The organism is Mesorhizobium sp. C120A (genome assembly GCF_030323105.1).
In the GTDB taxonomy this organism is placed as follows: Bacteria; Pseudomonadota; Alphaproteobacteria; order Rhizobiales; family Rhizobiaceae; genus Mesorhizobium.
Map to the genome: position 1 here is coordinate 1136573 of NZ_CP100476.1, position 20269 is coordinate 1156841.

The following is a 20269-nucleotide window of genomic DNA, read 5'->3' on the forward strand; positions in this document are numbered from 1 at the left end:
TCATTAACGCCGTTCCGGGGATGAATCGGCGTGACAAGGGCCTGAAAATCGGCAAAGTACGCTTTCTGCGATAAGGGTGGGCATCGCATGAAAGTTTCATCCACGCCCACCTCGTAAATGGGAGCGTTTAAATGAAGAAATCACTTTTGTCCGCCGTTGCCCTGACCGCGCTTGTCGCGTTCGGTGGCAATGCATGGGCTGACGTTATCGTCGGCGTCGCAGGTCCGATCACCGGTCCGAATGCGGCCTTCGGTGCGCAGCTGCAGAAGGGTGCGGAAGCGGCCGTTGCCGACATCAACGCAGCAGGCGGCATGAACGGCGAGCAGATCAAGCTCGAAGTCGGCGACGACGTCTCGGATCCGAAGCAGGGCATTTCGGTCGGCAACAAGTTCGTCGGCGACGGCGTGAAATTCGTGATCGGCCACTTCAACTCGGGCGTCTCGATCCCGGTTTCGCAGGAAGTCTACGTCGACAACAACATCGTCGAAGTGACGCCTGCGGCGACCAACCCGAAATTCACCGAGCGCGGCCTGTGGAACGTGTTCCGCACCTGCGGACGCGATGACCAGCAGGGCGGCATCGCCGGCGGCTATATCGCGACCAACTTCAAGGACGCCAAGGTTGCCGTCATCAACGACAAGACCCCCTATGGTCAGGGCCTTGCCGACGAGACCAAGAAGGCGATGAACGCAGCCGGCCTGACCGAAGTCATGTACGAAGGCGTCAATGTCGGCGACAAGGACTTCTCGGCGCTGATTGCCAAGATGAAGGACGCCGGTGTTACCCTGATCTATTGGGGCGGCCTGCATACCGAAGCCGGCCTGATCATCCGCCAGTCGGCGGACCAGGGCCTTAAGGCTACCCTGATGTCGGGCGACGGCATCGTCACCGACGAGCTGGCTGCGATCGCCGGCGATGCGGTTATCGGCACGCTCAACACCTTCGGTCCCGATCCGCGCCTGATCCCGGAGAACAAGGCACTGGTCGAGAAGTTCCGCGCTCAGGGCTTCGAGCCGGAAGCCTACACTCTCTACTCCTACGCCGCCATGCAGGTGATCGCCGAGGCTGCTGCCGTGGCCAAGTCGAACGACCCCGTGGAAGTGGCCAAGGCGCTGCACGAGAAGGGTCCGTTCAAGACCGTTCTGGGCGATCTCGCCTATGACGCGAAGGGCGATCCGAAGCTCCCGGGCTACATCATGTACGAATGGAAGAAGGGTCCGGACGGCAAGATCTCCTGGTTCCCGAAGTCGTAATTCGGGACACAGCTCTATGGAATGCCCGGCGCTCGCGCCGGGCATTTTTCTTTGGTGACAGGGCGCAGCGAGGGTGGCTGGATAAGCCGCTAGCCGGGTCGAATTTGTGCGGGCACGACAATTAGCGTCACCTCGCGACGCCAATCGCACGCATCTTTTCGATCGGTGGTGCTAGAATCGCATTTAAATCGGTTTAACCTCTCCCCGATTTTGGTTGCACTGCAGCATTTTCGCGTTAATCATGCCTCTGCCCCACCCTCCTGTCCGGAGCCTGCTTCCTTGGCCATCACGAAGATCCTCGTCGCCAACCGGTCCGAAATTGCCATCCGCGTCTTTCGCGCGGCCAACGAGCTCGGCCTCAAAACCGTGGCGATCTGGGCCGAGGAGGACAAATATTCGCTGCATCGGTTCAAGGCCGATGAAAGCTACCAGGTCGGGCGCGGGCCGCATCTGGCCAGGGACATGGGGCCGATCGAAAGCTATCTGTCGATCGAGGAAGTGATCCGCGTCGCCAGGCTGTCCGGCGCCGACGCCATCCATCCAGGCTATGGCCTTCTGTCGGAAAGCCCTGAATTCGCAGATGCCTGCGCCGAGGCCGGCATCACCTTCATCGGACCGAAGCCCGACACGATGCGCCGGCTCGGCAACAAGGTCGCCGCGCGCAATCTGGCCATCGAGGTTGGCGTGCCGGTGGTGCCGGCAACCGGACCGCTGCCGGACGACATGGAAGCAGTCAAGCAGCTCGCCAAGACAGTCGGCTATCCGGTGATGCTCAAGGCATCGTGGGGCGGCGGCGGGCGCGGCATGCGCGCCATCCGCGCGGAAGCCGACCTCTCCCGCGAGGTGATGGAAGGCAAGCGCGAGGCCAAGGCCGCCTTCGGCAAGGACGAGGTCTATCTCGAAAAGCTGATCGAGCGCGCTCGCCATGTCGAGGTCCAGGTGCTCGGCGACACGCATGGCAACGCTGTACATCTGTTCGAGCGCGACTGCTCGATCCAGCGCCGCAACCAGAAGGTCGTCGAACGGGCGCCGGCGCCCTACCTCAGCGAGGCATTGCGCCAGGAGCTTTGCGGCTATGCGCTCAAGATCGCGCGGGAGACCAGCTATATCGGCGCCGGCACGGTGGAATTCCTGCAGGACGCCGACACCGGCAAGTTCTACTTCATCGAGGTCAATCCGCGCATCCAGGTCGAGCACACCGTGACCGAGCAGGTGACCGGCATCGACATCGTCAAGGCGCAGATCCACATACTGGACGGCTTTGCCATCGGCACGAAAGAGTCGGGCGTGCCGGCGCAGGCCGACATCAGGCTGAACGGTCACGCGCTGCAGTGCCGCATCACGACCGAGGATCCGGAGCATAGTTTCATTCCGGACTACGGCCGCATCACCGCTTATCGCGAAGCCGCCGGTTTCGGCATCCGCCTCGACGGCGGCACCGCCTATTCGGGCGCGGTCATCACCCGCTTCTACGATCCGCTGCTGGAGAAGGTGACTGCCTGGGCGCCGACACCGGCCGAGGCGATCGCCCGCATGAACCGGGCCTTGCGCGAGTTCCGCATCCGCGGCGTGGCGACCAACCTCACCTTCCTCGAGGCAATCATCAACCACCCGCGCTTCGCCGACAATTCCTATACGACCAGGTTCATCGACACGACGCCGGAGCTGTTCGCGCAGGTGAAGCGGCAGGACCGCGCCACCAAGCTGCTCAACTATCTGGCCGACGTCAGCGTCAACGGCCATCCCGAAACCCGCGGCCGTCCGATGCCCAAGGCCGATGCGGCAGCGCCTGTCGTGCCCTATCTCAACGGCAATGTGCCTGATGGCAGCAAGCAGAAGCTCGACGCGTTGGGGCCGGAGAAATTCGCTGCCTGGATGCGTGAGCAAAAAGAGGTGCTTGTCACCGACACGACGATGCGCGACGGCCACCAGTCGCTGCTCGCCACCCGTATGCGCACGCATGACATTGCCGGCATCGCCGGCACCTATGCGCGGGCGCTGCCGCGGCTGCTGTCGCTGGAATGCTGGGGCGGCGCCACTTTCGACGTCGCCATGCGCTTCCTGACCGAGGATCCGTGGGAGCGGCTGAGCAAAGTGCGCGAAGCCGCCCCCAACCTTTTGCTGCAGATGCTTCTGCGCGGCGCCAACGGCGTCGGCTACACCAACTATCCCGACAATGTGGTGCAACATTTCGTCAGCCATGCGGCGGCCGGCGGCGTCGACCTGTTCCGCGTATTCGACTGCCTGAACTGGGTCGAGAATATGCGCGTCGCCATGGACGCGGTGGGCGCGGAGGGCAAGCTGGTCGAAGCGGCGATCTGCTACACCGGCGACATCCTCGATCCGGCGCGCGCCAAATACGACCTTAAATACTATGTCGGGTTGGCGAAAGAATTGCAGGCAGCCGGCGCCCATATCATCGCCGTCAAGGACATGGCCGGGCTTTTGAAGCCTGCCGCCGCCCGCGTGCTGTTCAAGGCGCTACGCGAAGCCACCGACCTGCCGATCCATTTCCACACCCACGACACGTCAGGCCTGTCGGCGGCGACGGTGCTGGCGGGCGTGGAAAGTGGCGTCGACGCCATCGACGCGGCGATGGATTCCTTCTCCGGCAACACCTCGCAGCCTTGTCTGGGCTCGATCGTCGAGGCGCTGAAGGGAACCGAGCGCGATCCCGGCCTCGATCCGCAATGGATCCGCAACATCTCCTTCTACTGGGAAGCGGTGCGCAACCAGTATGCGGCCTTCGAAAGCGATCTCAAGGGGCCAGCCTCGGAAGTCTATCTGCACGAAATGCCGGGCGGCCAGTTCACCAACCTCAAGGAGCAGGCGCGTTCGCTCGGGCTGGAAACGCGTTGGCACGAGGTGGCACAAGCCTATCACGACGTCAATTTGATGTTCGGTGACATCGTCAAGGTGACGCCGTCGTCCAAGGTGGTCGGCGACATGGCGCTGATGATGGTGAGCCAGGATCTAACCGTTGCCGACGTCGAAAACCCGGCCAAGGACATCGCCTTCCCGGACTCGGTCGTCTCGATGCTGCGCGGCGATCTCGGCCAGTCGCCCGGCGGCTGGCCTGCGAAGCTGCAGAAGAAGGCTCTGAAGGAAAGCAAGCCGATCACCGAGCGGCCGGGCTCGCTGCTCAAACCGGCCGACCTCAAGGCCAGCCGCAAGGAGATCGAGCAGAAGCTGGAGCGCAAGCTCTCGGAGTACGAATTCGCCTCCTGGCTGATGTATCCGAAAGTGTTTACCGACTTCGCCGCCGCGCAGGAAACCTACGGGCCGGTCAGTGTGCTGCCGACGCCGACCTATTTCTACGGCATGAAGTCCGAAGACGAGATCTTCCTGGACATCGAAAAAGGCAAGACGCTTGTGGTGCGCTGCCTTGCGATCGGCGACGTCGATGAGAAGGGCATGGTCACCGTGTTCTTCGAGCTCAACGGCCAGCCGCGCCGCGTCAGGGTGCCGGACAGGGCGCATGGCGCCTCGGCGGCCAAGGCTCGGCGCAAGGCCGAGCCCGGCAACGAGGCACATGTCGGCGCGCCGATGCCGGGCGTGGTCTCCGCCCTTTCGGTTGCCGCCGGCCAAGCGGTCAAGGCCGGCGACGTGCTGTTGTCGATCGAAGCCATGAAGATGGAGACGGCCCTGCATGCCGAGCGCGACGGCACAGTGGCCGAAGTGCTGGTCAAGGCCGGCGATCAGATCGATGCGAAGGATCTGTTGATCGCGTTTGGCTGACGCGCGGATCCATCACACTGGGGACGGCTGGCAGCAGCCGTTGATGGAGCATCGATAATGGCTTGACCCGCCGCGCCTGCTCGGGCATCGAACCCGCTCCCAATTTACCGCGCCAGAATCGCGGTGCTTAAAAAGTAGCGGAGAAAAAACATGGCCGACGACATCACAGATACCAGCCAGACTGTTGCCGCCGGCCAGTTGCGCGCCTTCATCGAGCGCATCGAGCGGCTCGAGGAAGAAAAGAAGACCATCGCCGACGACATCAAGGAAGTGTTCGCCGAGGCCAAGGGCACCGGCTTCGACACCAAGGCGATGCGGTCGATCATCCGGCTGCGCAAGAAGGACCAGGCCGAGCGCCAGGAAGAGGAAACCATCCTCGATCTCTACAAGGCCGCGCTCGGCATGGTGTAAGGCTGTCTGGAAATTCTACTCCGGCTGATATCGCCGGAGCGAATTTCGAAACAGTCTCGGGCCAAGGAATGATGCTGGAACGGGCATCGAACCATGAGCGAATTCGACTTCGGCGCCCGCCGCGCCTCTGAATTCCGCCAACGCAGCTTCTGGGCGCTGTTCGCCGAACGGCATCCGGAGGAACGCGCTTCCATGGCGCGGCGCGGACCCTGGTTCTGGCAGCGCGGGCTGCCTGACTTCGCTCTGGTCCTGTCCATGTATGTCGCGCCGGCACAAAGCCAAGTTGGCGTCTTTTTCGGCCGTAACGAGAAGTTCGGCGCGACCGGGGTCTGGTCGCGGCTGAAGCCGTTCCAACCGGCAATCGAAGACTGGCTGAAGCTCAGGCCGGAGCAGAGCTGCGAGGGCCTCGGCATCAATTCGATGTGGCGGGTGAACTGCTATGCCGAGGACAACTGGCCGGCCATGGCCGACTGGCTGGTGACGGAATGCTCGCGCTTCGAGCGCGCCGTCACCGACGTGCTGGGAGAGGGATAGCTATCAGGTGTTGGTGCAAAGCATCGGATCCTTCTTCGACTCGCGCTGGCAAGGCGCGGTGCCGGTCGAGCGGTTGTTCTGGCGCGATCTAGTGCTTGTCGGCACGGCGATCAACATCGCCTCGTCGGTGGCCGCGCTCATTCTGCTCGGCTTGAAGCTGCCGCTCGCCGTCGTCCTGGCGGTGCATTTCGCGCCCGTGCCCTACAACATCTTTCTGACCTTTGCCGTCTGGCGAACCACGGAAAAATCCAGTGGCGCCAAGGCTTCGTTGATGACGCTCGGGGCTACGCTTTGGCTGATCCTGGTGGTGGTTGTCTGAGAAGATTGACACGAAAAAGGGCGGCCGAAGCCGCCCTTTGAAGATGGTGGTCAAGCTGCGGCTTAAGGCGCCGGCTCGAATTTCAGCGCCACGCCGTTGATGCAATAGCGCAGGCCGGTCGGCGGCGGGCCGTCCTCGAAGACATGGCCGAGATGGCTGCCGCAGCGGGCGCAGTGGCATTCGGTGCGGACCATGCCGTAGCTGCGGTCGACGGTGTTTTCGACCGAACCGGGCACCGGATCATTGAAGCTCGGCCAGCCGGTGCCGCTCTCGAACTTGAGCTTGGATTCGAACAGCGGCTGGTCGCAGCCGACGCAGGAAAAGGTGCCGGCGCGCTTTTCGTAGAGCAGGGCGCAGCTTCCGGGCCGTTCGGTGCCATGGCCGCGCATGACCGCATATTGCTCGGGCGTCAGGCGGGCGCGCCATTCGGCGTCGGTGCGGGTGACAGGGTAGGTGTGGGTGTCCATTTGATCTCCTCAGCCTTGGCGGCTTGTTGTTGGTTGCAAGCTATATTCGCTTAGAGATAGGCGTTTGTTACGTGTTTTGCTCGCATTTTCAGCCGAGCTCCTACCCAATCGCCTGAAGATGGCGGGCGATCGACGCATGAAATGCCGTTCCTGCGCCGCCGATGATGTTCTGCTGCCACCACGCGCCGTAGATGTCGTCGAATTCGAAAGGCTCAAGTGCCGCCGCGATGCGTCGCACGGCCGGCGCATTGAGCGGAATGTAGTTCGGATAGCTGTACATGAAGCTGACATGGCGACGCGTCGGCGTCACCTGCAATATGTCGCCGGACAGCAGGGCGTTACCGTCATCGCGTTTCCAATGCAGCACCTGGCCGCCGGCAAAATGGCCACCGCAACGCACGAGTGTCAGCGACGGGTTTATGGCCAGCGTCTCGCCCGCCCAGCTGACGATGGCGTTGTGCGGCCGCATGATCCACTGGCGGTCGTCGGCATGGAGATAGATCGGCACGCCGCCAAACGCCTCGCTCCACTCGACCATCACCGAATAATAGTGGCAGTGCGAAATGGCGATCGCGGCCAGGCCGCCGCGACGGTTGATTTCGGCTACCGCCTCGTCGCTCACCATCGAGATGCAATCCCACAGCACATTGCCGTGCGGCGTCTGCGCCAGCAGCGCCCGCTGGCCGATAGCAAAGCGCGGCTCGATGCCGAAAGCGAGAACGCCGGCATCGTCCTTCATCACAAGCCTATGCCCGGCAGAGAGTTCTTCCCCAGTGGTCCAGGCCTGGCCTTCCCAGCGCACATATTGCCGCTCGTCCTCGCAGATCGGGCAATTTTCTGGAGGGGTCTGCGTTGCCGCGAACTGGACGCCGCATTGCGGGCAAAGAAAGCAGGTCATCGGTTTTCCTCTCATATCAACGCTTGCGTGAGAGCTGCTTCGTCGCGGCTTCCAACCCGGCCAGCGTCAGTGGGAACATGCGGCCGCCGAAGAGATCGCGGATCATCGCGATCGAATGGGTGAAGCCCCAGTTTTTCTGATTTTCGGGGTTCAGCCAGACCGCATTCGGCCATTGCTGGATGAGGCGGTCAAGCCAGACACTGCCGGCTTCCGGGTTCCAATGCTCGACCGAACCGCCGGGATGCGCGATCTCGTAAGGGCTCATCGAGGCATCGCCGACGACGATCACCTTGTAGTCGGGGCCGTATTTGTGAAGCAGATCGAAGGTCGGGATGGTCTCGGCATGCCTGCGCCGGTTGTCCTTCCAGACGCCCTCGTAAAGGCAGTTGTGGAAGTAAAAATATTCGAGCTGGCGGAATTCGGCGCGGGCGGCCGAAAACAGCTCCTCGACGCTTTTGATGTGGTCGTCCATCGAGCCGCCGACATCGAAGAACATCAAGAGCTTCACGGCGTTGCGCCGTTCGGGGCGCGTCTGCACATCGAGATAGCCGTGCTCGGCGGTGGCATGGATGGTGCCGGGCAGGTCGAACTCTTCCTCCGCACCCTCGCGCACCCAGCGACGCAGGCGCTTCAGCGCCACCTTGATGTTGCGGGTGCCGAGCTCGACGGCGTCGTCGAAGTTTTTGAACTCGCGCTTGTCCCAGACTTTCACCGCACGGCGATTGCGGCTTTCATGCTGGCCGATGCGCACGCCTTCGGGATTGTAGCCATAGGCGCCGAAAGGCGAAGTGCCGCCGGTGCCGATCCATTTCGAGCCGCCCTGGTGGCGGCCTTTCTGCTCCTCCAGCCGCTGCTTCAGTGTCTCCATCAGCTTGTCGAAACCGCCGAGCGCCTCGATCAGTTTCTTCTCTTCCTCGGTCAGGTGCTTTTCGGCGAGCCGGCGCAGCCATTCCTCAGGGATGTTGGCGACACCGACGGCATCGGGGCCGGTGAGCGCCTCGATCCCCTTGAAGACATGCGCAAACACCTGGTCGAAGCGGTCGATATGGCGCTCGTCCTTCACAAGCGCGGCGCGGGCGAGGTAGTAAAAACCCTCGACGTCATAGTCGACCAGCCCGGCTTCCAGACCTTCCAGCAGCGACAGATACTCCCGCAGCGAAACGGGAATCCGCGCGACCTTCAGTTCGAGGAAGAAGGGGAGGAACATGGTTGGCCGTTATCTATGCCGAACGGTCACGGCGGAGTCGCCACGGGCACTGTCGATTTCGCCGGATTGCAGAAGATTTGCCACAGTACGTGGGTTGGGCATGGGCAAGTGCTTTGCGATGCGGGCTTCCGCCCATTCGCGCATAGCCGACGCGGCATCGGCTATCGCTTCAGCCGGGTTTGCGCCGGCCCCGTGGCAGCCGGCGAGATCGGGCATCCGCACTCCCCAAACGCCGTCACTGCCATCCAGGATTCCGACATAGCGGATCATTCGGCTCCTTCCGCGTTATTTCGATCGCGCTCGCATCATAGCAGATCATACTCGATAAACCCTGTCCGCCGCGCGACATGGTCGTAGAGCTTGCGCGCTGTGGCGTTGGTTTCGTGGGTCATCCAATAGACGTTCTTGACGCCGATCTTGCCGGCTTCCTGCTTGACCGCTTCAATGAGGGCCGCACCGATGCCCTTGCCGCGCACATCAGGGTCGGCGAACAGGTCCTGCAGGTAGCAGTTGTTTTTCTCCGACCAGCCGGAGCGGTGATAGAGATAATGGGTCAGGCCGACCGCCTTGCCGTCGAGCGTGGCGATAAACCCCTTCGGTTCGAATTCACCTTCCGTGAACAGTCGTTCCCAGGTGATGTCGTAGACCTCGTCCGGCAGCTTGGTCTCGTAGAAGGTGAGGTAGGCAGTCCACAGCCGCCGCCAGTCGGCATGGTCGGCCAGCGCCAGCGGGCGGACGGTGATCTCGGTCATTTCGGTTCCTCCAAAGCCTTATCGGATTCCGGCGGAATCAGATCGGAAACACCATCGCCTAATCCACCGGCGAATTGTACTCGCGAAATGCGGTCGCCAGCATCTGCAGCGCGTCACGCGCGCGCGGCGCCAGATTGTGCGAATGCAGCACCACTTCGGAAGGGTCAAGCGATGGAAGACCAAGTTTGCGGCCAACCTCGATCAGGCCGGGCGGAGCGACGCAGTGAGCCAGCGCCGAAACGGCAAAGCCCGCCGATATCGCAATGTTGACGGCCGCGCCGCCGCCGCCGACGAAGGCCTCCTCCCAGGCGATGCCTGCTTTGTCCAGCGCCTCGACCGCCCGCACACGATCCGGACAGTTGCACACGGTGCTTAAGAGCGCGAGGCGCAACGGCGTTCCGCGCTGCCACTCGAAGGAAGGTGCTGCGAACCAGCCATAGTGGTTGCGCGACAAGGTCCGGCCAGGACGGCTGTCGCCTTCGCGGTGCACGATGACTGCATCGAGCTCGCCGTGATCGAAAGCTTCCTTGAGCACCGTGCTGGTATCGATCCTCAAACTGAGCGTCAGCGATGGATCGTGCGCATGGAGCTGGGCAATCAGAATGGACAGCGCCGGACCGGCGGCATGATCGACAAAGCCGAGCGCAAGCCGGCACGGTGCTGACGCAAACTCCGCCATGGCGCGCTCGTGCGCGGCAAGGAAGTCGCGCGCGGCGGGGAGGAAGACGGCGCCTCGTGCCGACAGGCTGACGCGGCGCGGCGTTCTTTCAATCAATCGCGCGCCGAGCTTTTCCTCAAGACGGCGCAGCTTGACGCTGATTGTCGCCTGGGTGCTGCCCAGCGCCGTGGCCGCCTGGGTGAAGCTCTGCAGATCGGCCACCATCACAAAGGTTCGTACGGCGTCCACATCAAGACTGGTCATCGCAGCACTCCATTGGGCCAATCATTCCGTTTTATCATTTCTGATATAGCCGAGCATAGCCTTTTTTCATGGTCGAGTCTCCTCTATCTCAAACCGGTCGCGGTTTGAAGAGCGCCTCATGCTCGGATGAAAAGAGATCGATATGCCAATTCAACGAAACACCATAGCGCTCACCGGCGTGTGCCTGGCGTCGCTGCTGTTCGGGCTCGAAATCTCCAGCGTGCCGGTGATCCTGCCGAAACTGGAAAGCGTGCTCGCCGCCGATTTCAAAGACCTGCAATGGATCATGAACGCCTACACCATTGCCTGCACCACGGTGCTGATGGCGACAGGGACATTGGCCGACCGTTTCGGCCGCAAGAGCGTGATGGTGATCACCACCGTCGCCTTCGGCCTCGCCTCGCTGCTGTGCGGCCTGGCGCCGAGTGCGGCGCTGCTGATCGCCGCCCGCTTCCTGCAAGGTCTCGCTGGCGGCGCGATGCTGACCTGCAGCGTCGCCGTGCTGTCGCATCAGTTCCAGGATGGCCGTGAACGCGGCAAGGCTTTTGTTGCCTGGAGCGTCGTCTCAGGCATCGGGCTTGGTTTCGGTCCCGCCATTGGCGGCCTGATCGTGGCGCTGTCGAACTGGCAGTGGGTGTTCCTCATCCACGTGCCGCTGGCGCTCCTGGCGCTCGCCTTTATCGGCGCCGGTGTCACGCAATCGCGCGATCACAACGCCCAGAAGCTTGACTGGGCCGGCATGCTGACGCTGTCGGCTTCTGTGTTCGGCTTCTCCTATCTGATCACGCAGGGTGCGGATCTCGGGACCAGCGCCCGCATCGGCGTGATATCAGCCTCCGTGGCTGCGTTCATCGCTTTCCTTGTCGCCGAGAGGGTCAATCCCTATCCGATGTTCGATTTCTCCGTGTTCCGCATCCGCCAGTTTTCCGGCGCGATCATGGGCGCCATCGGCATGAATTTCAGCTACTGGCCGTTCATCATCTATCTGCCGATCTATTATTCCGGCGTTCTCGGCTACGACAGCACGACGACCGGCCTGCTATTGCTCGTCTACACGCTGCCCTTCATGGTGATGCCGCCGATCGCCGAGCGCATTCGCACGCGCTACCAGGCACGAATTGCCATCCCGCTCGGTCTGCTGACGCTAGGGATCGGTTTCATCGCCATGTGGATCGGCTCCAGGCTCGAGGGCGCCACTTGGCTGACCATGCTGCCCGGCACGCTGATTGCCGGCATCGGCATCGGTCTCACCAATTCGCCGACCACCAATACCACGACCGGCGCGGTATTGCCGGATCGTGCCGGCATGGCGTCCGGCATCGACATCAGCGCACGCCTGATCACGCTCGCTATCAACATCGCGGTGCTCGGCCTGCTGCTGACGCAAGGTATCGTTTCCCACCTGCGGGCCACACTCGGCGCGGCTTTGGAGCCGGATGAGTTGCGGGCACTGGCGGAAAGGGTCGCCACCGGCAATCTGGAGGGCCTTGCGCAGGGGACGCCGAAGCTCGCAGCCCTCGACCCATCCGGCGCCATCGTGCATGCCGCGCTGGTCAATGGTTTCGGCTGGGTCATGCTCTATTGCGGGATCGGCGTTCTCGCCCTGTCGGTCATCGGTTTCGTGATCTTCGGGCCGAAGCGCGTCGCGCCGCAGGAGACAGGGCTTGCGGCGGCCGAGTGATCGGCCGAAGCTCGCTCATAGCGCTCAGCCCGCCCGCCGATCCTTATCCCTTCCGCCTGGCCATGAAAGCAAGGCGCTCAAACAGATGCACGTCCTGCTCGTTCTTCAGCAGCGCGCCGTGCAGTTTCGGCAGCGCGTTCCTGGGGTCGGCGCGCAGATCCTCGGGTGCGATGTCGTCGGCGACCAGCAGGCGGATCCAGTCGAGCGCCTCGGAGGTCGACGGCTTCTTCTTCAACCCCTGCACGTCGCGGATTTCGTAGAACTGGGTCAGGGCAGCACGCACCAAATTCTGCTTTATGCCGGGATAGTGCACGTCGACGATTTTGTGCAGCGTGTCGACATCGGGAAAGCGGATATAGTGGAAGAAGCACCGGCGCAGGAAGGCGTCGGGCAGTTCCTTCTCGTTGTTGGAAGTGATGATGACGATGGGGCGCACAGCGGCGCGGATCGTTTCGCCGGTTTCGTAGACGAAGAACTCCATTCGATCGAGTTCCTGCAGCAGGTCGTTGGGGAATTCGATATCGGCCTTGTCGATCTCGTCGATCAACAGCACGACCTTCTTGCCGGCCGCGAAGGCGTCCCAGAGCTTGCCGCGCTTGATGTAGTTTTTGATGTCGTTGAATCTGGCATCCCCAAGCTGGCTGTCGCGCAGCCGCGAGACGGCGTCGTACTCATAAAGTCCCTGCTGCGCACGGGTGGTCGACTTGACGTGCCATTCGATCAGGTCGAGGCCGAGCGCCGATGCCACCTGGCGGGCAAGCTCGGTCTTGCCGGTGCCCGGCTCGCCCTTGACCAGCAATGGCCGCTCCAGCGCGATCGCGGCGTTCACCGCCACCATCAGATCCTTGTCGGCGACATAGGCCGCCGTGCCTTCGAAACGCATACTTGCTCCTCGGTTGGTGAGCGCGACCGTAAGGACGCTGCTTGACCTGTGCAAGGGCGAGCCGGCTGCACCAAAGCGTGTGAGATCGAAATGGAAACATCGGCTCATGTCACTAGCGCTTGACCGACCAGCCGCCTATATTGGGCTTGGCGGTCTGCGCTTCCCGGCAGGAGAACATTTTCCCCGGGGCCTTAACGATCCTTAGGGAGCTGTCCCTGGGAAGACCCGTGGGTTTTCTCATACGGCGCCCACCTACTTTGTAGGTTCCCGGGATCGCTCTCTCCACCGGTTGTGTGGATCGTCACTTACCTGTATCCGCCCAGTTTGGCGGATGATGTGGTAGAAAACGTCGCTCATGAAACGTCACCCAGATCCGACCTTTTCTATCGTCCGCGCATGACATCTCCCAAAGACCTGAAAAAGCAGTTGCGCCTCGAGGCACTCGGCCGTCGCGATGCGCTCGATCCGCTGTGGCGGGTGGAGATCGCGCTTGAAATGGCCGAGACGGCGCGCGACCACCTCGCCATCGAGCCGGGTCAGATCGTTTCAGCTTTCTGGCCGATGCGATCGGAAGTCGACGTCAGGCCGCTGATGTTCGCCTTGCGCGAGAAGGGGGCCAGGCTTTGCCTGCCGGCCATCCTCGACAAGACCACCATCGTCTTTCGCGAACTGGTGCGCGGCGCGCCGATGGTCGAGATGGGTTTTGGCACGGTCGGTCCGCATGCGGAGGCCGAGGTTCTCGATCCCGCGGTGATGCTGGTGCCGCTCGCGGCCTTCGACAGTCGCGGTCATCGCATCGGGTATGGCGCCGGCTATTACGACCGCGCCATCGCCAGGCTGATCGACAAGGGCCAGCCGCCACGACTGATCGGCATCGCCTTCGATTGCCAGGAGGTGGGTCTGGTGCCGGATGAGGCGCACGACGTCATCATCCCGGAAATACTCACCGAGAGCGGTTTGCGCCGCTTCGACATCGCTTAAAAGACCGCGATCCCGCTTAACGCGTTTCCAAGACGTGCCGGATAGTATTCCGGCAACACAGTCCGAGCCGATGGCGGCCATCATGTTTGTCTTCGCACGCTTCCTGCTGATGCCGTTCGTCCTCATCGCGGTAACGCTGTTCGCGATGGCATTGCACATTTCCGGAACGGCCCTGCACCACCAGTTCGCCTGGCATCAGACGGTTGCCACAGTGACGGATGTCAGTTCCTACAGCGAAGCCCAGGGTAATGGCCTCACCGCGAAAGGCATCAACGTCGCTGTCACCTATGTCGCGAACGATGCACCGATGACGTGGTCCGGCAAGGGAAAGGACATCGGCCTCTACACGGCGTCCAAAGGCGACGCGGTGAAGTTGTATTACAACCCTGCCAATCCATCGATCCTCGATACCGCGGCGATGAAGGGCTGGCGCGGCGGGCTGTTGCTCCTGGCCGCTACTGGTGGGTTCACTGTTTTTTACGTGTGGTTCTTCTGGCTGCGCGGACGCACCGCACCGCCGGCGTCACCGATGATGCCTTCGGCAGTTCGCGTTGCGGGCGCGAGCGCCAAGCCGCCTCAACAGCAGCGTGGTACTTTCGGCCGGCGTTAGCGCCAATCGCCCGGGTAGCGCTTGCCTAGCGTCCGTGCCTCTGGATAGAAGTGGGCATGAGACTTCTCTTCCTCGGCGACATGGTGGGCAAATCGGGACGTACGGCGGTGTGGGAACAACTGCCCGGCCTGATCTCGGATTTCAAACTCGACTTCGTCATCGTCAATGGCGAGAACGCCGCCGGCGGCTTCGGCATCACCGAAGACATTTTTCGCGACACCATCGCCGCCGGTGCGGATGTCGTCACCACCGGCAACCATGTCTGGGACCAGCGCGACGCACTGGTCTTCGCGCCGCGCGAGGAGCGCTTCTTGCGCCCGTCCAACTTCCCCAAGGGCACGCCGGGGCGCGGTTCCGGCGTCTATATCGCCAAAAACGGCGCGCGCGTGCTGGTCGCCAACATCATGGGCCGGGTGTTCATGCATCCCGAGCTCGACGATCCGTTCCAGGCCGGCGAGCGCGAGCTGGCCGCCTGTCCGCTGGGCGAGCAGGCCGATGCCGTGGTCATCGACTTCCATGCCGAAGCGACCTCGGAGAAAATGTGCTTCGCGCATTTCGTCGACGGCCGCGCCAGCCTCGTCATCGGCACCCATACGCACCAGCCGACGGCCGACCACCAGATCCTCAACGGCGGCACCGGCTACATGTCCGATGCCGGCATGTGCGGCGACTATGATTCCTCGCTCGGCATGGACAAGGAAGAGCCGCTCAACCGCTTCCTGTCGAAAGTGCCGAAAGGCCGCTTCGAGGCGGCGACCGGACCGGCGACATTGTGCGGCGTCGGCGTCACTATTTCCGACCGCACCGGCCTGACCGAGAAGATCGCGCCTTTTCGTCGCGGGCCGCGGCTCGAAGAAACCGCGCCATCCTTCTGGTCTTGACATTGATATAGTCGAGTAAAGTACCTAACTGGCGACGAAACTGCTCTAGATCGTTAAAGAGGGGACGACCTCCATGCAGCTGATCGAGTTCTTTGCGCCGCATTTTCAATTTGTTTCCGATCCAACCGCGTGGGTCGCGTTGCTGACGCTGATCGTCCTCGAGGTCGTGCTCGGCATCGACAATCTGATCTTCATCTCGATCCTGACCAACAAATTGCCTGAGGCGCAGCGCGCCCGCGCCCGCCGTCTCGGCATCTCGGCGGCGCTGATCATGCGGCTGGTGCTGCTCGCAACCATCTCCATCATCGTGCAGCTGACGACGCCGGTGTTCACAGCGTTCGGCCATGGCTTTTCCTGGCGCGACCTGATCCTGATTGCCGGCGGCCTGTTCCTGGTCTGGAAGGCGACCAAGGAAATCCACCACACCGTCGATCCCGACGACCACAAGGATACGATGATGGGCGAGACGCTGCAGATCTCGCTTGCCGGCGCCATCTTCCAGATCCTGCTGCTCGATCTCGTCTTTTCGATCGATTCGATCATCACCGCCGTCGGCATGACCGACGAGATTGCCATCATGTACATCGCCGTGATCGTGGCGGTGAGCGTGATGATGCTGGCGGCCGGGCCGCTGGCCAATTTCATCGCCAAGAACCCGAGCATCGTCATGCTGGCGCTGGGCTTCCTGCTGATGATCGGCATGACGCTGATCGCCGACGGCATGGGCTATCATGTGCCGAAGGGCTACATCTACGCCGCGATGGGCTTTTCCGCCCTGGTCGAGGGCCTCAACATGCTGGCGCGGCGAAGGAAGAAATCCAGCGGTGGGCATTGAGGCTGGGCGATCGGGGCGATCCTAGCGCCCCGGCACGCCCTTCGGATAACGGTCGCCGATCAGGCCAAGCGACAGGCCCTGTTCCAGCCATGCCTTTGCGCCGGCAAGAACGAGTGCGAAGCCGTCGGTCGAGCCGACCGCCTGCTTGACCTGCTCGTCGGCGGTGCCGGCGAAGCCGAAATTGCTGACCTCAAGAAAGGTCGCACCGTCAGGCGTTTCGGCGCCGGGCATCTCCGTGAATGTCCAGACCACAGTGGTCGGCGGATCGCTCCATTGCATGACGATCTTCTTGTTCTCGACGATCTCGCTGACATTGACCATCGCCGAGGCCCCGTACATGCGCCACTCCCAGCGAACCTCTTTGCGGCTATCCAGCCGGCCGCTACTGTGGGTAAACCAGAATTTCGTGGTGATGGCCGGGTCGACGATCGCCTCGAAGACCTCGGCGACCGGCCGCCTGATCAGCATGCCGGCTTCGGCGGTCGGCGTTTTGTGGGTCTCCATCCCAATGCTCCTTTCAGGTTTTTGCGCTCACCAAGCGTCGGGTTCGCGCACCATGTGGACAATGCTGGCCGGGTTGGCGATCCAGAAGCCGCGAAAGCCTTCGCCCAGGGGCTCGACCGCGTCGCAACGGACGACGCCGGCCTTGGCGAGATGATCCGCAATGGCTGCAGAATCGTCGGTGAAAAGCTCAAGCCAGACTTCGGCCTGGCTCAGCATCGGCGCCTCGTCGATCCACAGACGGTTTGGGCCAAGCTCGAAGCCGATGGCTGGCGTCTTGGCGGTAAATGGCTTCAAGCCGACGACATCACGATAGAAGGCGATCGTCGCCTCGTACTGGTGCGGCGGCACCTTCATGGCGATGTTGATGCCGCCGGTCATCTTCGCGGTCATTGCGGGCTCCGTTGCGCTGTTCATCTGTTTGTCTCGTTGGCCGGCTCGCCCCTCATCTCGCCGCGGTAGTAGCCGTCGCGCAGGTTGATGCCGTATTCGACATAGGCCTTCATGCAAGCCAGCATCTGCGACCAGCCCTCGCAATTGAGGTAGGATTTCTGCAGGCCGACCACGCCTTCCGGCCAGCCGGATTCAGCAATGGTCACAAGGGTGCCGCCATCGTCCAGCGGCTCGAAGTTCATCTCGATGCGTGTCTTGTAGGCGGGCCTGTCGTCGGCATCTGTGGCATCCCAGCGCAACACGATGCGGCTGTCCTTGACCACTTCATCGACCTCGACCGGCACTTTTCCCCACCAGACGACACCGATGCCGGCTTCTAGCGGGGCGCTGGCGCCGCCGATGGTGGTGAAATAGCCGCTGAGCTTCTCCGGATTGACGACTGCGTCGAAGACTTCTGCGACCGGTTTGCCGATGCGCCCGGAAACTCTGAATCCAAGAGACATATCCACAGCTCCTTCCTTGATTGGCTCGACGATATGTTATAGAAACATAACATGTCAAGCCAAACCGCAGACGATCACATTTTCAAGGCGTTGGCGCATCCGCGCCGTCGCGAATTGCTGGATCGGCTGAAGGATGCGCCGCAGACGACCGGCATGTTGTGCGAGGCGTTTCCCGACATCGATCGCTGCACCGTCATGCTGCATCTCAAGGTGCTGGAAGAAGCCGAACTGGTGGTGGCAAAGCGCGAAGGGCGCGAGCGCTGGAACCATCTCAACGCGCTGCCGATCAAGCACATCCACGACCGCTGGATCAGCCAGTATGCCGGCCATGCGCTCAGCATTATCGACCGGCTGAAATCCGATCTGGAGGGCTGAACCGGCGCGGCTGGACGAATTGAGCCGATTTATCTATAAGCCGGCCATTCCGACAGAGAACGCCGTGCATCCATCGCGTTGCACCTTGGACGGCTCTGAAATTTGAATTCGAGTACCCGGGAAGACGAGGTGAGACCACCTCGCTTCGGGATGCTCTAGCCGAAGACGACAGGGGTGCCATGGCTGGCCATTCACAGTTCAAGAACATCATGCACCGCAAGGGCCGGCAGGACGCGGTGCGGTCAAAAATGTTTTCCAAGCTGGCGCGCGAAATCACCGTCGCCGCCAAGAGCGGGACGCCCGACCCATCGATGAACCCGCGTTTGCGCCTGGCTATCCAGAACGCCAAGGCGGTGTCGATGCCGAAGGACAACATCCAGCGCGCCATCAACAAGGCGTCGATGGGCGATGCCGAGAATTACGAAGCGGTGCGCTATGAAGGCTATGGGCCAGGCGGCGTGGCGCTGATCGTCGAGGCGCTGACCGACAACCGCAACCGCTCGGCCTCGAATGTGCGCGCCGCCTTCACCAAAGCCGGCGGTGCGCTTGGTGAAACCGGCTCGGTGTCGTTCATGTGGAACCGCGCCGGCGAGATTTACTATCCGGCCTCCGCCGGCAGCGCCGACAAGGTGATGGACGCGGCGATCGAGGCCGGCGCCGATGATGTCGAGTCCGACGAGGAAGGCCACACCATCTACTGTGCGTTCGAGAGTATGGGCGAAGTGTCTAAGGCGCTGGAAGCCTCGCTTGGCGAGGCCGAATCGGTGAAGGCGATCTGGCAGCCGCAGAACAATGTCCCGGTCGACGAAGAGCGGGCGCAATCGCTGATGAAACTGGTGGCAACGCTCGAGGACGATGACGACGTGCAGAGCGTCTACGCCAATTTCGAGGTCGACGACGAGACCATGGCCAAGCTCAGCGCGGCGTAGGTCCGTGCAATACAGTCGGATGCGAATATTGCTGTATGACGGCGGCCTGCCTATAGATTAGTCAGTGATCAGGGGGGGCCGATGACCGACTATAAAGAGGCAAGTTTTGCCGATGCGGTGGCCTGGCCTCGCCGGCCCGGCATATGGCGACGGTTTCTCGCTGCACTCATCGACTACCTTGTAATCCTGATCGCCCTCTATTTGCTCGTAGGGGCTCTATTTCTGCTGACCAACGGTGGCGTAAAAGGCAGCTTTTGGCTGAACTGGAAACTATGCCAGGAGGGTACGGTTCACGGTGCCCCGACACTTGCCCGTTATGACTGGCAGGTGTGTAGAACATCAGTACTCGGTTTGCCGGTCGCCATATGGAGCGTGGGTACGGCGCCGGGCTCAAAGCCTGGAGAAACCTCCTCCATCTCGATCGATCTGGATTCGCAAGGGAATTTCAGGCCTGCAGCATTGGACCTGGGTTTCCTCGAGCTGATCGCTCTGGCGTCTTATCTCCTCATTATGGAGTTGAAGTCCGGCCAATCAATCGGCAAGCGGCTCACGGAGCTCACTGTACATGATGAGGACGACAGACATAGGGCCGGCCTGCCGGCGAGAAAGGCTGTTCGGCGGCAACTTATCAAGTTTCTCGGCGCATTACCGATCGTCCTGACGGGAAGCTGGTATGCTTTTCAGGCTTGGGGCACCGCTCCCGGTGGCGTGCAGGATTACTCCAGCCTGGAAATAGTGGTTGCATCCGCTGCCCTCGTTTTGGTGCTGATCTGGCCGGTCTGGATTGCGATATCCATAGCTCTGGGCGACGACCCGATACACGATCGATTCGCAAATACCACGGTGCGCATACAGGAGGCCCAGACATGAGTGTGCCGGAGAGGCCCCGCGTGGTCATCACCTATTGCACGCAGTGCCAGTGGCTGTTGCGGGCCGGCTGGATGGCGCAGGAACTGCTCTCCACCTTCGGCACGGATCTTGGTGAAGTGACGCTGGTGCCGGGCACAGGCGGCATCTTCACCGTTTCCTGCAACGATGTGCTGGTCTGGGACCGCAAGCGCGACGGCGGCTTTCCCGATGCCGCCAAGCTCAAGCAGCTGGTGCGCGACGTCATCGATCCGGGCCGCGATCTCGGTCATTCCGACCGCAAGGGTCACACGCAAAAGGACCCCGCTTGAGGCGAGGTCCTTGCGTTT

Annotated in this window: 24 protein-coding genes and 1 other RNA gene; 15 read left to right on the forward strand and 10 right to left on the reverse strand. The window is 62.1% G+C overall.

Annotation, left to right across the window (positions count from 1 at the left end; all coding sequences use genetic code 11):
• Positions 1-131 precede the first annotated feature (131 nt).
• From NL532_RS05560 to NL532_RS05580, 5 genes are all read left to right on the forward strand, one after another.
• The gene (locus NL532_RS05560; RefSeq protein ID WP_023829294.1) at positions 132-1253 is read left to right on the forward strand and encodes a branched-chain amino acid ABC transporter substrate-binding protein; all 1122 of its coding nucleotides are present in this window, start codon (positions 132-134) and stop codon (positions 1251-1253) included.
• Between the two features lie 279 nt (positions 1254-1532).
• Entirely contained in the window at positions 1533-4991 is a 3459-nt protein-coding gene (gene pyc, locus NL532_RS05565) for a pyruvate carboxylase (protein WP_023829293.1), read from the forward strand.
• A 150-nt stretch (positions 4992-5141) separates the two neighbouring features.
• Entirely contained in the window at positions 5142-5402 is a 261-nt protein-coding gene (locus NL532_RS05570; protein ID WP_023668722.1) for a DUF2312 domain-containing protein, read from the forward strand.
• 93 nt (positions 5403-5495) lie between these two features.
• Complete coding sequence (locus tag NL532_RS05575) at positions 5496-5936, forward strand: hypothetical protein (RefSeq protein ID WP_023668723.1); 441 nt, start codon at positions 5496-5498, stop codon at positions 5934-5936.
• Positions 5937-5943: 7 nt separating this feature from the next.
• The gene (locus NL532_RS05580; RefSeq protein ID WP_023829292.1) at positions 5944-6255 is read left to right on the forward strand and encodes a hypothetical protein; all 312 of its coding nucleotides are present in this window, start codon (positions 5944-5946) and stop codon (positions 6253-6255) included.
• A 62-nt stretch (positions 6256-6317) separates the two neighbouring features.
• Here the strand turns inward: NL532_RS05580 and msrB are convergent, their stop codons facing one another.
• The 6 genes from msrB to NL532_RS05610 form a co-directional block, all read right to left on the reverse strand.
• Positions 6318-6722: a peptide-methionine (R)-S-oxide reductase MsrB gene (msrB, locus tag NL532_RS05585; protein ID WP_023668725.1), complete on the reverse strand. Its 405-nt coding sequence runs from the start codon at positions 6720-6722 to the stop codon at positions 6318-6320.
• 100 nt (positions 6723-6822) lie between these two features.
• Positions 6823-7620 (reverse strand): MBL fold metallo-hydrolase, encoded by a 798-nt coding sequence (locus NL532_RS05590; protein ID WP_023829291.1) that lies wholly within the window; start codon positions 7618-7620, stop codon positions 6823-6825.
• A gap of 16 nt (positions 7621-7636) precedes the next feature.
• Positions 7637-8827 carry a vWA domain-containing protein gene (locus NL532_RS05595; protein WP_023829290.1) on the reverse strand — a complete coding sequence of 397 codons (1191 nt, stop codon included), beginning with the start codon at positions 8825-8827 and terminating at the stop codon, positions 7637-7639.
• 9 nt (positions 8828-8836) lie between these two features.
• Positions 8837-9097 (reverse strand): type II toxin-antitoxin system HicB family antitoxin, encoded by a 261-nt coding sequence (locus tag NL532_RS05600; protein ID WP_050485875.1) that lies wholly within the window; start codon positions 9095-9097, stop codon positions 8837-8839.
• 35 nt (positions 9098-9132) lie between these two features.
• Entirely contained in the window at positions 9133-9579 is a 447-nt protein-coding gene (locus NL532_RS05605; protein WP_023726162.1) for a GNAT family N-acetyltransferase, read from the reverse strand.
• 58 nt (positions 9580-9637) lie between these two features.
• The gene (locus tag NL532_RS05610; protein ID WP_023737887.1) at positions 9638-10501 is read right to left on the reverse strand and encodes a LysR family transcriptional regulator; all 864 of its coding nucleotides are present in this window, start codon (positions 10499-10501) and stop codon (positions 9638-9640) included.
• 142 nt (positions 10502-10643) lie between these two features.
• Between NL532_RS05610 and NL532_RS05615 the strand changes: the two genes are divergently transcribed.
• Positions 10644-12182 carry an MFS transporter gene (locus tag NL532_RS05615; protein ID WP_023755546.1) on the forward strand — a complete coding sequence of 513 codons (1539 nt, stop codon included), beginning with the start codon at positions 10644-10646 and terminating at the stop codon, positions 12180-12182.
• Positions 12183-12225: 43 nt separating this feature from the next.
• Here NL532_RS05615 and NL532_RS05620 read toward each other — a convergent pair whose 3' ends face one another.
• Positions 12226-13065 carry an AAA family ATPase gene (locus NL532_RS05620; RefSeq protein WP_023716052.1) on the reverse strand — a complete coding sequence of 280 codons (840 nt, stop codon included), beginning with the start codon at positions 13063-13065 and terminating at the stop codon, positions 12226-12228.
• Between the two features lie 148 nt (positions 13066-13213).
• Between NL532_RS05620 and ssrS the strand changes: the two genes are divergently transcribed.
• From ssrS to NL532_RS05645, 5 genes are all read left to right on the forward strand, one after another.
• Positions 13214-13369, forward strand: a non-coding RNA gene (ssrS, locus tag NL532_RS05625) — 6S RNA.
• A 92-nt stretch (positions 13370-13461) separates the two neighbouring features.
• Positions 13462-14046 (forward strand): 5-formyltetrahydrofolate cyclo-ligase, encoded by a 585-nt coding sequence (locus NL532_RS05630; protein WP_023668732.1) that lies wholly within the window; start codon positions 13462-13464, stop codon positions 14044-14046.
• 82 nt (positions 14047-14128) lie between these two features.
• Entirely contained in the window at positions 14129-14656 is a 528-nt protein-coding gene (locus NL532_RS05635; RefSeq protein ID WP_196813862.1) for a DUF3592 domain-containing protein, read from the forward strand.
• A 56-nt stretch (positions 14657-14712) separates the two neighbouring features.
• A complete protein-coding gene (locus NL532_RS05640) occupies positions 14713-15537 on the forward strand; it encodes a TIGR00282 family metallophosphoesterase (RefSeq protein ID WP_023668734.1) in 825 nt (274 codons plus the stop codon).
• 73 nt (positions 15538-15610) lie between these two features.
• On the forward strand, positions 15611-16372 hold the full coding sequence (locus NL532_RS05645) for a TerC family protein (protein ID WP_023694576.1): 762 nt from the start codon (positions 15611-15613) through the stop codon (positions 16370-16372).
• A gap of 21 nt (positions 16373-16393) precedes the next feature.
• Here NL532_RS05645 and NL532_RS05650 read toward each other — a convergent pair whose 3' ends face one another.
• From NL532_RS05650 to NL532_RS05660, 3 genes are read right to left on the reverse strand one after another with little or no spacing between them, the layout of a single operon-like run.
• Positions 16394-16876: an SRPBCC family protein gene (locus NL532_RS05650; RefSeq protein ID WP_023755547.1), complete on the reverse strand. Its 483-nt coding sequence runs from the start codon at positions 16874-16876 to the stop codon at positions 16394-16396.
• A gap of 27 nt (positions 16877-16903) precedes the next feature.
• Entirely contained in the window at positions 16904-17266 is a 363-nt protein-coding gene (locus NL532_RS05655; protein ID WP_023726167.1) for a VOC family protein, read from the reverse strand.
• 20 nt (positions 17267-17286) lie between these two features.
• On the reverse strand, positions 17287-17769 hold the full coding sequence (locus tag NL532_RS05660; RefSeq protein ID WP_023684154.1) for an SRPBCC domain-containing protein: 483 nt from the start codon (positions 17767-17769) through the stop codon (positions 17287-17289).
• 51 nt (positions 17770-17820) lie between these two features.
• On the opposite strand from NL532_RS05660, the gene NL532_RS05665 reads away from it, so the two are divergent.
• The 4 genes from NL532_RS05665 to NL532_RS05680 all read left to right on the forward strand — a co-directional run bounded on the left by NL532_RS05665 (position 17821) and on the right by NL532_RS05680 (position 20251).
• Complete coding sequence (locus NL532_RS05665) at positions 17821-18144, forward strand: ArsR/SmtB family transcription factor (protein ID WP_023829289.1); 324 nt, start codon at positions 17821-17823, stop codon at positions 18142-18144.
• Between the two features lie 179 nt (positions 18145-18323).
• Complete coding sequence (locus NL532_RS05670; RefSeq protein WP_023829288.1) at positions 18324-19073, forward strand: YebC/PmpR family DNA-binding transcriptional regulator; 750 nt, start codon at positions 18324-18326, stop codon at positions 19071-19073.
• 81 nt (positions 19074-19154) lie between these two features.
• Positions 19155-19943 (forward strand): RDD family protein, encoded by a 789-nt coding sequence (locus NL532_RS05675; RefSeq protein WP_023829287.1) that lies wholly within the window; start codon positions 19155-19157, stop codon positions 19941-19943.
• On the forward strand, positions 19940-20251 hold the full coding sequence (locus NL532_RS05680; RefSeq protein ID WP_023668742.1) for an Rdx family protein: 312 nt from the start codon (positions 19940-19942) through the stop codon (positions 20249-20251). Before NL532_RS05675 ends, NL532_RS05680 begins: the two co-directional genes overlap by 4 nt.
• The last annotated feature ends 18 nt before the right edge of the window (positions 20252-20269 follow it).

Bases quoted from the DNA above. Each gene is read 5' to 3' on its own strand.
- msrB (WP_023668725.1), bottom strand. From the start codon at position 6,722: ATGGACACCCACACCTACCCTGTCACCCGCACCGACGCCGAATGGCGC.
- NL532_RS05570 (WP_023668722.1), top strand. From the start codon at position 5,142: ATGGCCGACGACATCACAGATACCAGCCAGACTGTTGCCGCCGGCCAG.
- NL532_RS05630 (WP_023668732.1), top strand. From the start codon at position 13,462: ATGACATCTCCCAAAGACCTGAAAAAGCAGTTGCGCCTCGAGGCACTC.
- NL532_RS05675 (WP_023829287.1), top strand. From the start codon at position 19,155: ATGACCGACTATAAAGAGGCAAGTTTTGCCGATGCGGTGGCCTGGCCT.
- NL532_RS05645 (WP_023694576.1), top strand. From the start codon at position 15,611: ATGCAGCTGATCGAGTTCTTTGCGCCGCATTTTCAATTTGTTTCCGAT.
- NL532_RS05635 (WP_196813862.1), top strand. From the start codon at position 14,129: ATGTTTGTCTTCGCACGCTTCCTGCTGATGCCGTTCGTCCTCATCGCG.
- NL532_RS05605 (WP_023726162.1), bottom strand. From the start codon at position 9,579: ATGACCGAGATCACCGTCCGCCCGCTGGCGCTGGCCGACCATGCCGAC.
- NL532_RS05655 (WP_023726167.1), bottom strand. From the start codon at position 17,266: ATGACCGCGAAGATGACCGGCGGCATCAACATCGCCATGAAGGTGCCG.
- NL532_RS05600 (WP_050485875.1), bottom strand. From the start codon at position 9,097: ATGATCCGCTATGTCGGAATCCTGGATGGCAGTGACGGCGTTTGGGGA.
- NL532_RS05590 (WP_023829291.1), bottom strand. From the start codon at position 7,620: ATGACCTGCTTTCTTTGCCCGCAATGCGGCGTCCAGTTCGCGGCAACG.
- NL532_RS05610 (WP_023737887.1), bottom strand. From the start codon at position 10,501: ATGACCAGTCTTGATGTGGACGCCGTACGAACCTTTGTGATGGTGGCC.
- NL532_RS05640 (WP_023668734.1), top strand. From the start codon at position 14,713: ATGAGACTTCTCTTCCTCGGCGACATGGTGGGCAAATCGGGACGTACG.
- NL532_RS05660 (WP_023684154.1), bottom strand. From the start codon at position 17,769: ATGTCTCTTGGATTCAGAGTTTCCGGGCGCATCGGCAAACCGGTCGCA.
- NL532_RS05670 (WP_023829288.1), top strand. From the start codon at position 18,324: ATGGCTGGCCATTCACAGTTCAAGAACATCATGCACCGCAAGGGCCGG.
- NL532_RS05575 (WP_023668723.1), top strand. From the start codon at position 5,496: ATGAGCGAATTCGACTTCGGCGCCCGCCGCGCCTCTGAATTCCGCCAA.
- NL532_RS05620 (WP_023716052.1), bottom strand. From the start codon at position 13,065: ATGCGTTTCGAAGGCACGGCGGCCTATGTCGCCGACAAGGATCTGATG.
- NL532_RS05560 (WP_023829294.1), top strand. From the start codon at position 132: ATGAAGAAATCACTTTTGTCCGCCGTTGCCCTGACCGCGCTTGTCGCG.
- NL532_RS05665 (WP_023829289.1), top strand. From the start codon at position 17,821: ATGTCAAGCCAAACCGCAGACGATCACATTTTCAAGGCGTTGGCGCAT.
- NL532_RS05680 (WP_023668742.1), top strand. From the start codon at position 19,940: ATGAGTGTGCCGGAGAGGCCCCGCGTGGTCATCACCTATTGCACGCAG.
- NL532_RS05615 (WP_023755546.1), top strand. From the start codon at position 10,644: ATGCCAATTCAACGAAACACCATAGCGCTCACCGGCGTGTGCCTGGCG.
- NL532_RS05650 (WP_023755547.1), bottom strand. From the start codon at position 16,876: ATGGAGACCCACAAAACGCCGACCGCCGAAGCCGGCATGCTGATCAGG.
- NL532_RS05595 (WP_023829290.1), bottom strand. From the start codon at position 8,827: ATGTTCCTCCCCTTCTTCCTCGAACTGAAGGTCGCGCGGATTCCCGTT.